A 13527-nucleotide genomic window follows, 5' to 3' on the forward strand; every position below is an offset into this window, starting at 1 on the left:
CTCCAAGAGGCGTAGTGATCTACGCCTCTTTAGTCTTCCCATCACTCAGGTTATCCAGAATCGGGCAATCGGGGCGGTGGTCGCCGGCGCAGGCGTTGATGAGGTGGGTTAGGGTGTCACGCATGGCGATGAGGTCGGCGATTTTGTCTTCGATTTCCTTCACATGTTGCTGCGCGATTTTTTTCACATCTGCGCTGCCACGGTCTTTGTCTTCATAGAGTGCCAGTAATGCCCGGCACTCTTCGATGTTGAAGCCCAGGGAGCGGGCGCGGCCAATGAATGTCAGCTTGTGAAGCTCAGTATCTTCAAAGATGCGGTACCCGTTTTCATTCCGTTTGGGATGAAGGAAACCAATATCTTCGTAATAACGAATTGTCTTGGTTGGGATGCCGGAGCGTTCTGCTACTTCGCCAATATTCATAGTAGTCTCATCCCTTACTAGTGCGTGGTGGCCGCTTTGATCCAGCGTAACCGCAAAGCGTTGGTCAAGACAAACACGCTTGACAGTGCCATGGCACCGGCGGCCAGAACAGGAGACAGCAGTGGTCCACCAAATGGGTATAGCACACCTGCAGCCACCGGGATCAGCAGGGTATTATAGCCGAAAGCCCAGAACAGGTTCTGCCGGATGTTGCGCATGGTCTGCTGGCTGATATGGAAGGCATTGACCACACCGTTCAGATCACCGGCCATGAGCACAACATCAGCTGCCTCAATCGCGACGTCGGTGCCTGTACCGATTGCAATTCCAACATCAGCGGCAGCCAGGGCTGGTGCATCATTGATGCCATCTCCTACAAAGGCCAGCTTGCCGGGTGCGTGCTTGCGTAGATCTTCCAGCGCGCGCACTTTGCCATCTGGCAGAACCTCTGCAACCACGCTGTCGATACCCAGTTCCTTAGCAATGGCATCGGCGGTTTTCTGGTTATCACCTGTGATCATCACCACCTTGAGGCCCAAAGCATGCAGGGCTTTGATTGCATTTGGTGTTGTTTGTTTAATGGGGTCAGCCACTGCAATCACTGCTGCGATTTCTCCATCAAGTGCAACGTAGAGCGGGGTTTTGCCCCGAGTTGCCAGAACTGTGCCTTCAACAGAAAGCTGTTCCAGCGAGATGTTTTCACGTTCCATCAGGCGATCTGCACCAACAAGAACATCACGGCCCTGAACCACTGCACTTACACCGAAGCCTGTCAGGGAGTTGAAGCTCTCTGGTTTTGGCAGGGAGATATCACGCTCCTCAGCAGCTTGAACAATTGCTTTTGCGATTGGGTGTTCTGAGTTCTGCTCCACGGCAGCAACCATCCGCAAGACATCGTTCTCTTCAAGGCCATCACGCACGATGATGTCAGTTAGTTCCGGATGACCAGCTGTCAGGGTGCCGGTCTTGTCCAACGCAACCACGCCGGTTTCCTGAAGCATCTGTAGGGCGTCGCCTTTGCGGAAGAGAACTCCGAGTTCTGCAGCACGGCCTGTACCGACCATAATGGAGGTTGGCGTTGCAAGGCCCATGGCACAAGGACAAGCAATGATCAGCACGGCAACACCTGCAACCAGTGCCAGACTGAGGGCTGGGTCAGGGCCAAACAGGAACCAGACACCAACAGTTATGATTGCGATGGTGATGACTGCGGGAACAAACCAAGACGTGATTTTGTCAACCAGTCCCTGAATTGGTAGCTTTGCGCCCTGGGCCTGTTCCACCATCTGAATGATCTGGGAAAGAACCGTGTCATTGCCCACTTTGCTGGCCTGCACACTAAGCGCACCTGTGCCGTTGATCGTCGCACCGACTACTTCATCACCAGATGCCTTCTCTACTGGGATCGGTTCACCGGTGATCATGCTCTCATCGACAAACGAGGAACCGGAGACAACAGTGCCATCGACTGCAATTTTCTCGCCGGGACGGACCTGAATGATATCTCCAACGATGATCTCTTCGATAGGAACTTCGCTTACCACGCCATTGCGTTCAACGCGGGCAGTTTTAGCCTGCATGCCAATGAGCTTTTGAATGGCTTCCCCTGTTCGCCCTTTGGCACGGGCTTCCAGAAAACGGCCCAGAAGAATGAGGACGACGATCACAGCCGCGGCTTCATAGTAAACGTTGACCGTTCCAGCCGGAAGCACCTGAGGCGTGAAGGTTGACAGCAGAGAGAATACATAGGCAGCAGCTGTTCCCAGCGCCACCAGAGAGTTCATATCTGGTGCACCTTTGAAGAGGGATGGAAAGCCTTTGGTGTAGAACTGACGACCCGGACCAAACAGCACAATCGTGGTCAGGATAAACTGCAGATAGTAGCTGTTCTGCATGCCAAGCGTATCCGCAACAAGCATATGAACGCCTGGGATGAAATGACTGCCCATCTCAATGAGGAAGACTGGAAGAGCCAGAACAGCGGCCAGAAGCGTCTTGTTTTTGAGCTGACGGATCTCATCGGTTTTACGGTGAGCAGTCTTAGTCGGCTCCGTCTTTTCCAGTGTGGCTGGATAACCTGCGGTTGTGACGAGTTCAGCAATAGTGGCTGGTGTTGTTGCACCCACGGCATAACGAACGGTTGCACTCTCTGTGGCCAAGTTGACATTCGCATCCAGAACGCCGTCACCGGCTCTCAGTGCTTTTTCTGCGCGGCCAACACAGGAGGCACAGTTCAGGTTGGAGACACCAAATGTGATGCTTTCTGAAACGGCTGGGTAGCCAGCCTCTTGCAGCGCATTCGCCACATCCTTGGGTGTGAGGCTGTCATCATAGTTTACCTGCACGCTCTCCGTCGCCAGATTGACGGAAGCATTGATAACACCCGAGATGTTCTTAAGCGCTTTCTCGACACGACCGACGCAAGAGGCGCAATTCATGCCTTCAACTTGCATTTTTAGTGTTGAACTGTGGGACATAACTTCACCATTTCATTGTCTCTTGAGCGCACTCTAAGGCTTCCAGTCACTGGAAGGTCAAGCAAGAAAACTACAATTAGATGGAAAGAGTTTGATCACCTTTGAAGGTCGACCTTTTCCTGGCAGCAGTATTTATTGAGGGAGGTGGAACTCTCTCACTTACCCTTTGTTTTTATTGGCTCATCAGAGATGGGCGCTGCTTCTATTCTCTTATTCAAGGCAGCCAATCGTGCCTTCTTCCAAAGCACATAGATTGCCGGGATAACAAAAAGCGTAAGCAGCGTTGCGGTGATCATCCCGCCCACCATAGGGGCTGCGATACGCTTCATGATCTCTGAGCCCGTAGCACTGCCAAGCATGATGGGAATCAGGCCTGCGAAGATGGCTGCGACCGTCATCACTTTGGGGCGTAACCGTAACAAAGCTCCCTCGACAACGGATTCCAGAATGTCTTTGGTCGTCAATTGTTGATGTGTTGCCTGAGCCGTCTCGATGCGCTTCTCCCAGGAAAGGTTGAGATAAAGCAGCATCACAATGGCTGTTTCCACGGCCACACCTGCAAGCGCAATAAATCCCACCAACACCGCAACTGACAGGTCAAAGCCCAAAGCGTAGACAAACCAGATGCCTCCGGTAAGCGCTATTGGCAGTGAAGTGAGAATGATCGCGACTTCTCCCACCCGGTTGAAAGCAAGGAACAACATCAGCGTAATGATAAGAAGTGTAACGGGCGCAACCAGCTGCAAACGTTCCTGCACCCGCCCGATATACTCATACTGCCCTGACCAGGTGATTGAGTAGCCAGCCGGGACTTTCACATTCGAGGCAACCAGTTGCTGGGCCTCACTCACGTAGCCACCCAGATCACGGCCCTCGATATCAATGAACACAAATCCTGTTGGCCGTGCATTTTCGGAACGGATCATACCGGGGCCGTCGACGATCTTCACGTCAGATACAGCACCAAGTGGAATGTGCGCACCAGATGGTGTGACAACCGGCAGCTTCTCCAGTTGTTCTGGCGTGCTCCGCCAATCCTGCGGGTAGCGCAAGTTGATGGGGTAACGCTCCAGCCCTTCAACGCTCTCAGAAATATCCATGCCGCCAATTGCGGTTTGCACCACATCCTGAACGTCCTTGATATTCAGCATATAACGGGCAGCTGCATTTCGGTTGATATCAATCTCGATAAACCGTGCACCTTTGGGGCGTTCCGCATAAGCCGACAGCGTCCCCTCTACACCTTTGACAAGTCCTTCAATCTCTACCGAGATATCCTGAATGACCTGCAGATCAGGCCCGGAGACCTTCACGCCAACCGGTGTTTTCATGCCCGTCGCCAGCATATCGATGCGGTTTTTGATGGGCTGAATCCAAACGTTGGTGAGACCAGGCACCTGTACAGACTTATCCAGCTCCTGCCGTATCTTCTCAAGTGTCATGCCTTCTCGCCACTGATCCTGCGGCTTCAGCTGAATGGTGGTTTCAAACATGGTCAAGGGCGCTGGATCCGTTGCGGTTTCAGCGCGCCCCAGCTTTCCATGGACCGTTTGCACTTCAGGCACCTGCATGATCATGCGGTCCGTTTGCTGCAGCACTTCCCGTGCCTTGCCGATGGAAACACCGGTGTAAAGCGACGGCATGTATAGGAAGTCACCTTCCTTCAGCTCCGGCATGAACTCGGTTCCAATCCTGTTCAGCGGCACAAGAATGGAGCCACCAGAACCAACGCAAACACGATTGTTGTCTTTGGCCACGTGATGACCAGCGAAAGGGCTGGCCGATACAGCGCGATGCAGAAACGGTTCACCGGGTTCTTAGCCTCAGGGTGAATGCGCCCACGCACGAAGTATCCCATTAGCACCGGCACCAGAGTGATACTCAAAATCGTGGCCGCTGCCATGGCATAGGTCTTGGTGAAGGCCAGCGGTTTGAATAAACGTCCCTCCTGCGCTTCCAGCACAAACACCGGCAGGAAGCTGATGGTGATGATCGCAAGTGAGTAGAACAATGCTGGCCCAACCTCTGAACAGCATTCTGCAACCACTTTCCAGCGGTTTTTGTCGGGGTCTGGTTCCTTCTCAAGCCGTCGGTGCATGGCTTCGATCATCACAATCGCCGCATCCACCATGCGCCAATCGCAATGGCGATCCCGCCAAGAGACATGATATTCGCGTTCACTCCCTGCAATCGCATCACGAGCAGTGCCGTCAAAATACCCAGTGGTAACGAGATCAGGATCACCAGTGACGATCTGAGATGCAGCAGGAAGATCGCGCAGACCAGAACCACCACCAGAAACTCTTCGGTAAGCTTTTGGGTGAGGTTATCAATGGCTCGCTCAATCACGCCGGAGCGATCATAAGTGGTTACGATCTCAACGCCTTCCGGCAAGTTGGGCTTCAGCTCATTTAGCTTAGCCGTCACACCCTCAATGGTGCGCAGCGGATTCTCGCCCCAGCGCATAATCACGACGGCACCAACGGAGTCACCCTCACCATTCAAGTCTGCCACGCCTCGACGCATTTGCGGACCGAGGCGAATTTCGGCCACATCCTCAAGCGTAAGAGCCGCCCCCCGTTCGTTCACTTTGATCGGGATTTGCTTCAGGTCTTCAATGGACTGAATATAACCAGTGGCGCGGACCATATACTCCGCCTCAGCCATCTCAATAACGCTACCGCTTGTCTCACGGTTTGCGTTCTCAATCGTGCTCATCAGCTCTGGCAGTGTCACTCCATAGGCACGCAGTTTATTAGGATCAGCAACAACCTGATACTGCTTGACCATGCCGCCAATGGTTGCCACTTCAGAAACCCCACTGACGGTTTGAAGCTCAAACTTCAGCCACCAATCCTGCAAGGATCGGAGTTGCGCCAGATCATGATTACCGGTTCGGTCGATCAGCGCATACTGATAGATCCAGCCCACCCCCGTCGCATCCGGTCCAAGCTCAGGCGTTACACCATCCGGCAGTTTAGCGCCCACCTGAGCCAGATATTCCAGCACCCGGCTGCGAGCCCAGTAAAGATCAGTACTGTCCTTGAACACCACATAAACGTAGGAGTCGCCATAAAACGAGAACCCGCGCACATCGATCACATCCGGCACGGACAACATGGCTGTGGCGATTGGGTAGGTCACCTGATCTTCAATAACCTGAGGTGCCTGACCATCATAAGGTGTCTTGATAATCACCTGAACATCGGAAAGGTCCGGGATCGCATCAACGGGTGTTTCCTTCAGTGCCCAGATACCGCCAAGTGTCAACATCACCGCAGCCATCAGAACGATCACACGGTTCTTGATGGAAGCACGGATTATGGAGCCAATCATTTGTCATCGGCCCCCACCGGTTCAGCTGGTGCTGATTTGGAGAGCTTTTCTCCACTCTCGCGCATCTCGACAAGGCTGAAGCGTTTGTCTGAGCCTCGCGTGATAGCAAACTCAATTTGCTTACTCGCAGACACATCAAACTCGTCCAGATTGCCACGAACCGCAAAAGTGGTTTCCATCTTTGGCCAGTCCAGTTCGCTGATCGCCGCGTGACGGATAGTGATAGTGTTGGCCTCCGGGTCAACGCGGGTCACAGTCCCTTCAGACCAGATGGGAGCGCCTTGTGCTGGTGACATCCGTTCCATTCCAGCAGAAAGTGAGCTTTCACTGTCGATCAGAAACTGCGCTGATGTGACAACTTCATCGCCAGGCTGCAGACCTTGCAGGATCTCTGTCCGGCTACCTTCACCAAAACTCCCAGTCAAACCGGGTGTTACGATGCGTGGCTGAAAGGTGCCTTCCTCCGTTTGCAGGATTACCCGTTCAGACATACCGGTACGGATCAATGCGCTGGTGGGAATGGTGATCGCATTTCGCGTTTCAGAAGGAATGATCGTGACACGGCCAAACATGTTAGGACGCAAAAAGCCCTTTGAGTTATCAAAATGCAGGCGAACTGGCAGAGTACGGGTAACTGAGTCCAGCTCTGGATAGATGTAGTCAATCCGTCCATCCAGCACTTTTCCGGGCAAATGCTCAAAGCTGGCCAGCACTTCGCTGTTCGGGCTTAACCGGGCTATATCCTGCTCAAACACATCCACCATCAGCCAGACAGAAGACAGGTCCGCAAGCGTTAAAGCGATGGAATCTGGCTGCAGATACATACCATCCGCAGCTTCTAGTGTGGTCACCACACCGGATTGCGGCGCAAAAACCTTGAAGACATCCGCAGGCTTGCTGGCCCGGGACATCTCCTCAATCTGAACCGGATCAATGCCATAGTTCTGAAGCTGAATACGGATGTTTTGCTCAGCAGCTCTATCGCCCCTTCGCACTGCCCTGATCAGGTCAGCACTGGCAACCGTCACTTCCGGCGCGTAGACGGTAAAGAGCAAGTCACCTTTTTCAACGGGATCACCAACGGCGCGAATGTTGAGCTTCTGGATCCATCCTTCGGTACGCAGATGGACCTGACTGGAACGATGCTCATCATAGCCAACAAAGCCAACACTTTCGATTTTCTGAGAAATTGGCTCTACACTGGCAACCGCTGTACGGACACCAATCGTATTGATGACACTCGGCGAAAGCGTCACTCCAGTCCCGTTTGGCTGCGTTTCTTCACCTGCATAAACAGGGATGAGATCCATACCCATGGGAGACTTACCGGGTTCATCGCGCCGGAAGTTCGGATCCATAGGCGCAACCCAATACAGTATCTCTTTATCAGTGCCACCAGAACTTCCTGAAGTCCAATCTACTGAACTTCCAAGAAAAATCCCCAAGCCCAGCCGAGACACTCGCAACAACCGCAAACCCAACCACAACAGCGTACTTACTACGCATCGGTCCTGTCCTGCTCTACCAATCACTGGTCCAACCTGAAGCAACCCGCCAGCACCACTCCAAGCCCTCACCATTACGCCGCTTTTTGCTGACATAAAGCAGCCCAAAACAGCCTAGAGCCGAACATGATAATCGTTCCAGTTACTGGAAGGTCAAGTGTTCAATCAGGATCGAGAAAAGCTGTATTATAACTCAAAATCTAACTGATAAGAAACTCTTATCATCGCATGCAAAAGATGCAATTTCACTTAATACACTTCAGTACCTACATTCATTCTAGGATTTGCTGGATGCATCGTTTCGTCTCACCGCTTAAGGTAAACGCTACGTCAAGACCCAGTGATCGCCAAACATAGGTAACGGAGACAGTTATGCACGGCAACGATGTCAAGACATCCGGCGTTTGTCCGGTGGTACATGGCGCGAATACATCGATGGATAAGCCAGTCACCCGATGGTGGCCTGACGCTTTGAATCTCGATATCCTCCATCAACATGGTGCGCGTACCAACCCGATGGACCCAGGATTCAATTATCATGACGCTGTCAAAACACTCGACTTTGAGGCAGTGAAGGCAGACGTCCACGCACTCATGACCGACAGCCAAGACTGGTGGCCGGCCGACTGGGGTCATTACGGCGGTCTGATGATCCGTCTTTCATGGCACACAGCTGGCTCTTATCGTCTGGCAGATGGTCGCGGCGGCGGCGGTTCCGGCAACATTCGCTTTGCGCCGCTCAACTCCTGGCCTGATAACGCAAGCTCGATAAAGCACGCCGCTTGCTTTGGCCTATCAAGAAAAAATACGGAAACGCTCTGTCCTGGCTGATTTGATTATTCTCGCCGGTACAGTAGCCTATGATTCCATGGGTCTGAAAACCTTTGGTTTCGGATTTGGCCGTGAGGATATCTGGGGTCCAGAGATCGACACCTATTGGGGATCTGAGAAAGAATGGCTGGCCCGCAGTGAAGAGCGTTACGACGATTTGGATGACCCATCAACGCTCGAAAACCCTCTGGCAGCGACTCATATGGGGCTGATCTACGTGAACCCGGAAGGCGTAAATGGCGTTCCAGGCCCGCAGAAAACAGCCGACCAGATTCGCGAAACCTTTGCTCGTATGGCAATGAATGATGAGGAAACAGCTGCGCTGACCTGTGGTGGTCACACCGTTGGTAAGACCCACGGACGCGGTGCCGTTGACAACATCGGTGTTGCACCGGAAGCTGCCGGATTGGAAGAACAGGGACTTGGCTGGTCCAACCCTGGACAAGACGGCAAAGCAACAAATGCCTTTACTTCTGGCATCGAAGGGGCGTGGACCACACACCCAACCACATTCGATATGGGCTTCTTCGATATGCTGTTTGGTCATGAATGGCATCAGGTTAAATCACCTGCGGGTGCCTGGCAGTGGGAACCTGTCGAGATTAAGGAAGAAGACAAGCCTGTCGATCCAACTGACCCGTCCGTTCGCCACAATCCAATCATGACTGATGCGGATATGGCGATGAAGGTTGACCCGATCTACAACGAATACTGCCAGAAGTTCATGGCAGATCCTGAGTACTTCAGAGATACTTTTGCACGCGCATGGTTCAAGCTGACCCACCGCGATATGGGACCGAGAGCAAACTATCTTGGTCCAGACGTACCGAAAGAAGACCTCATCTGGCAGGATCCGGTTCCAGCAGGCAATACCAACTACGATGTGGCTGCTGTGAAAGCCAAAATCGCAGCAAGTGGCCTGAGCAACGAAGACCTGATCACAACCGCATGGGACAGCGCCCGGACCTATCGTGGGTCTGATATGCGCGGTGGCGCCAACGGTGCCCGTATCCGCCTTGCTCCGCAGAAGGACTGGGTCGGCAACGAGCCAGATCGCCTTGCCAAGGTACTGGCTGTGCTTGAACCAATTGCAGCTGAAGCCGGTGCATCGGTAGCAGATGTCATCGTACTTGGCGGTAACGTTGGTGTTGAGAATGCCATCAAGGCGGCTGGTTTCAGTGTGGAAGTTCCGTTTGCTTCTGGCCGTGGCGATGCCACCGATGAGATGACAGACGCAGCATCCTTCTCTGTGTTGGAGCCTATTTCTGATGGCTTCCGTAACTGGCAAAAGCAAGAGTACGCTGTTAGCCAGAAGAAATGATGTTGGATCGCGCGCAGCTCCTCCGTCTCACTGGATGGGAAATGACTGTGCTCGTTGGCGGCCTGCGCGTTCTTGGTGCCAACTACGGTGGATCAAAGCACGGTGTCTTCACGGATCGTGAAGGTCAGCTGACCACTGACTTCTTCGTCAACCTGACGGACATGGGCAACAGCTGGCATCCGCTTGAGGATGGCACCTACGAGATCCGTGATCGTCACACCGGCAAGACCAAGTGGACAGCAACCAGCGCTGACCTTGTGTTTGGTTCCAACTCAATCCTGCGTGCTTACGCTGAAGTGTATGCTCAGGATGACAACCACGAAAAGTTCGTCCGCGACTTCGTGGCAACATGGACCAAGGTCATGAACGCCGACCGCTTCGACCTGTCTGCATAATTGAACCTCAACCCGGGCAGGAAACTGCCCGGGCTTTTTCGCAACTCCGTTGAGGTGGTTTTCATCCCTCAGGTATATCCGGTTGCGCTGCTCTTCTTTTCCAGTTAAGAACCGCTTGACCTCGGGGTGCGCGCTTTTGTCGTGCTGAGATGCCAGATTGGCGAACCCGTTGAACCTGAACCGGCTAGAACCGGCGGAGGGAAGGGTACCGGTTTCATCCATCCTTGCCCTCTCGCCGCAATGGAGGATGACTTGAAACATCTGTTAATTGCTGCGGGATTACTCACTGCAACATCGGCAATGGCTGCCGATAAGCCTGAACTCACCGTTTACACCTATGACAGCTTCGTTTCCGACTGGGGCCCTGGCCCAAAAGTGGAAGAAGCATTTGAAGCGATCTGCGAGTGTAATCTGAACCTTGTTGGTGTTGAAGATGGCGCAGCGCTGCTTTCCCGCCTTCGTCTTGAAGGCAACAACACCGATGCAGACGTTGTTCTGGGGCTGGATACCAATCTGATTGAGACAGCTAAAACGACTGGTTTATTTGCTCCGCATGCCGTTGAAGCGAAGTACACACTGCCGGTGGACTGGCAGATGAGACCTTTGTGCCTTACGACTGGGGCTATTTCGCTTTTGTGCATAAGAAGGGCGCAACGGTTCCTTCCAGTTTCCGCGAGCTGGCCGAGAGTGACACCAAGATCCTCATTCAAGATCCACGCTCTTCCACTCCGGGCCTTGGCCTGCTGCTTTGGGTAAAGTCTGCTTATGGCGATGAAGCTGCGGATATCTGGGCTGGGCTTTCCGATAATATCGTGACAGTTACCAAAGGTTGGTCTGAAGCCTATGGCCTCTTCCTAGATGGGGAAGCGGACATGGTGCTCAGCTACACCACGTCTCCGGCTTATCACCTGATTGCCGAGGAAGATGACAGCAAAACCACCGCTGCATTTGATGAAGGCCATTACATGCAGGTGGAAGTGGCAGCGAAACTTGCTGGCACCGATCAGCCGGAGCTGGCAGACAAGTTCCTGAACTTCATGGTTTCTGACGCATTCCAGAGCATCATTCCAACAACCAACTGGATGTACCCAGCAGTTACACCTGCAAGCGGTCTTCCAGCAGGTTTCGAAACCTTGCAAACACCTGAAAAGGCTTTGCTCCTTGCACCTGAAGATGCAGTTGCTGCACGACGTGAGGCTCTGCCGGAATGGCTCGAAGCGCTCAGCCAGTAAGCTCGCTTCCCGGAGTTGCCGCGGCATTGCTCGTCGCGGCACTCATTCTTGGCACGCTGGCTGCTGTTGCGCTGCGTGCTGAGGCCGGGCATGGTTTTTCTTCTTCAGATTGGGCAGCACTTAAGTTTACGCTCACACAAGCCGTGCTTTCAGCCGTGATCAGCGTAGGGTTGGCGGTGCCTGTTGCACGCGCGCTGGCACGCCGTCGGTTTAAGGGCCGCAGCCTGTTGATTGCCTTGCTTGGCGCCCCGTTCATCCTTCCGGTTATTGTCGCCATTCTTGGTCTATTGCAGGTTTTTGGACGTTCCGGCTGGATCTCAGAGGTATTGGTTTACTTCGGCGCATCTCCCATCCGCATCTATGGCCTGCACGGTGTTGTGCTGGCTCACGTTTTCTTCAATCTACCATTAGCAACGCGCCTCATATTACAGGGATGGCAAGAGGTGCCGTCTGAACGGTTTCGCCTTGCGGCTCAGCTGGGATGCCACGGCTGGTCTTTGTTTCGTCTGATCGAACTTCCCATGCTCAAACGCATTTTGCCCGGCGCACTAGTCGTGATTTTTGCCATTTGCCTCACCAGTTTTGCGGTTGCACTCACTCTTGGTGGCGGTCCCCGCGCGACAACGATAGAGCTGGCGATTTATCAGGCTTTTACCTATGATTTTGACCTCGGGCGCGCCGCTCTGCTCTCTGCCCTGCAATTGGCGCTGACAGCTGCAGCTGCTTTTGCAGCTCTGAAGCTTTCCCGTGGTGAAGGTTTTGGTGCCGGCTTGGACAGAGCCATCCAACGCTGGGATGGTGGTACGCCTATCCTCGATAGTTTCTGGATCATACTCGCCGCGGTCTTCCTGCTTCTGCCACTCAGCGCTGTTGCGCTCTCAGGTGTCGCAGGTCTTTTCTCACTGCCATTCTTAGTGATCAAATCTGCATTGATTTCGGTTGGAGTGGCCTCAGCCAGCACGATCATTCTGTTGTTGCTTGCGTTACCGATGGCTGCAGCCATTGCTGTTAGAAGGCACAGCCCTGTAGAACTTGCAGGCATTCTTGGCCTTGCTGCTTCTCCATTGGTGATCGGCACGGGGCTGTTCATCATCATCCGCCCCTGGGCAAACCCGACAGATCTAGCGCTCCCTGTCACTGCGCTGGTTAACGCAGCCATGGCCCTGCCGTTCGCCCTGCGTATTCTGGTTCCGGCTGCGAAGGATACTGTTTCACGTCATGGACGTCTGGCGCTGTCTCTGGATATGGAAGGCTGGGTGTTCTTCACGCGTGTTTTCATTCCGCGCATGAGGCCACAGATTGGCTTTGCTGCAGGCCTTGCTGCCGCGCTTTCCATGGGCGATCTAGGTGTGATTGCTCTTTTCGCTGACCCGGAGATTGCAACACTGCCTTTGCAGATCTATCGCCTCATGGGCGCTTATAAGATGGAAGCGGCGGCAGGTGGCGCGCTGTTGTTACTGGTGCTGTCCATGTCTTTATTCTGGCTCTTAGACCGAGGAGGACGCTGGCATGCTGAAGCTTGAGTCTTGCATAATCGCCAATGGCGCCTTTCAGCTGCACGCAAATGTCAGCATGGAAGCTGGTAGCAGTGTTGCCGTGATTGGCCCTTCAGGTGCAGGTAAATCGACCTTGCTGGAAGCAATCGCCGGTTTTCGCCAGATCTCTAAGGGTCACGTCTCATGGATGGGACAGGATCTGACAGAGCTGGCTCCGGGCAAACGCCCAATTGCTATGTTGTTTCAGGATGGCAACCTCTTTCCGCACCTTACAGCTGAGCAGAATGCAGCACTTGGTCTGCGTCCAAGCGGTAAACTCTCAAAAACAGAACAGGCTCAAGTTTCAGCTGCACTGGAGCGGGTTGGCCTTGCCGGGATGGGAACACGTAAACCTGCTGAACTGTCTGGCGGTCAACAAAGCCGCGTTGCGCTCGCCCGTGTGCTCGTGCAACACCGCGACCTGCTTCTGCTTGATGAGCCTTCGCCGCACTTGGCCCAGCCTTGAAGGCCGAA

General features: G+C 53.6%; 5 protein-coding genes, 3 pseudogenes and 1 riboswitch. Of the genes and pseudogenes, 4 read left to right on the top strand and 4 right to left on the bottom strand.

Features of this window, described 5'->3' with window-relative positions; genetic code table 11:
- Positions 1 to 19 precede the first annotated feature (19 nt).
- From cueR to JCM12308_RS14245, 4 genes and pseudogenes are all read right to left on the bottom strand, one after another.
- Entirely contained in the window at positions 20 to 421 is a 402-nt protein-coding gene (gene cueR, locus JCM12308_RS14230) for a Cu(I)-responsive transcriptional regulator (protein WP_054784201.1), read from the bottom strand.
- Between the two features lie 17 nt (positions 422 to 438).
- Complete coding sequence (locus JCM12308_RS14235; RefSeq protein WP_054784202.1) at positions 439 to 2874, bottom strand: heavy metal translocating P-type ATPase; 2436 nt, start codon at positions 2872 to 2874, stop codon at positions 439 to 441.
- Positions 2875 to 3053: 179 nt separating this feature from the next.
- Positions 3054 to 6234, bottom strand: a pseudogene (locus JCM12308_RS14240) (efflux RND transporter permease subunit).
- Positions 6231 to 7592 carry an efflux RND transporter periplasmic adaptor subunit gene (locus JCM12308_RS14245; protein WP_208978582.1) on the bottom strand — a complete coding sequence of 454 codons (1362 nt, stop codon included), beginning with the start codon at positions 7590 to 7592 and terminating at the stop codon, positions 6231 to 6233. The pseudogene JCM12308_RS14240 and the gene JCM12308_RS14245 overlap by 4 nt, the downstream one beginning before the upstream one ends.
- 519 nt (positions 7593 to 8111) lie before the next feature.
- Here JCM12308_RS14245 and katG point away from each other — a divergent pair.
- The 4 genes and pseudogenes from katG (at position 8112) to JCM12308_RS14265 (ending at position 13519) form a co-directional block, all read left to right on the top strand.
- Positions 8112 to 10286 (top strand): annotated as a pseudogene (gene katG, locus JCM12308_RS32875) (catalase/peroxidase HPI).
- 112 nt (positions 10287 to 10398) lie between these two features.
- A riboswitch (TPP riboswitch) is annotated at positions 10399 to 10505 on the top strand.
- Positions 10506 to 10526: 21 nt separating this feature from the next.
- Positions 10527 to 11518 (top strand): annotated as a pseudogene (gene thiB / locus JCM12308_RS14255) (thiamine ABC transporter substrate binding subunit).
- Positions 11494 to 13041: an ABC transporter permease family protein gene (locus JCM12308_RS14260; protein ID WP_174519196.1), complete on the top strand. Its 1548-nt coding sequence runs from the start codon at positions 11494 to 11496 to the stop codon at positions 13039 to 13041. The pseudogene thiB and the gene JCM12308_RS14260 overlap by 25 nt, the downstream one beginning before the upstream one ends.
- Entirely contained in the window at positions 13028 to 13519 is a 492-nt protein-coding gene (locus JCM12308_RS14265; RefSeq protein ID WP_208978583.1) for an ATP-binding cassette domain-containing protein, read from the top strand. Before JCM12308_RS14260 ends, JCM12308_RS14265 begins: the two co-directional genes overlap by 14 nt.
- The last annotated feature ends 8 nt before the right edge of the window (positions 13520 to 13527 follow it).

Origin of the sequence: Pseudovibrio denitrificans JCM 12308 (assembly GCF_001310815.1) — a bacterium.
Taxonomy (GTDB): domain Bacteria; phylum Pseudomonadota; class Alphaproteobacteria; order Rhizobiales; family Stappiaceae; genus Pseudovibrio; species Pseudovibrio denitrificans.

Coding starts and splice junctions, on each gene's coding strand:
- cueR (WP_054784201.1), bottom strand. CDS start 421: ATGAATATTGGCGAAGTAGCAGAACGCTCCGGCATCCCAACCAAGACA.
- JCM12308_RS14235 (WP_054784202.1), bottom strand. CDS start 2,874: ATGCAAGTTGAAGGCATGAATTGCGCCTCTTGCGTCGGTCGTGTCGAG.
- JCM12308_RS14245 (WP_208978582.1), bottom strand. CDS start 7,592: ATGGATCCGAACTTCCGGCGCGATGAACCCGGTAAGTCTCCCATGGGT.
- JCM12308_RS14260 (WP_174519196.1), top strand. CDS start 11,494: ATGGCTCGAAGCGCTCAGCCAGTAAGCTCGCTTCCCGGAGTTGCCGCG.
- JCM12308_RS14265 (WP_208978583.1), top strand. CDS start 13,028: ATGCTGAAGCTTGAGTCTTGCATAATCGCCAATGGCGCCTTTCAGCTG.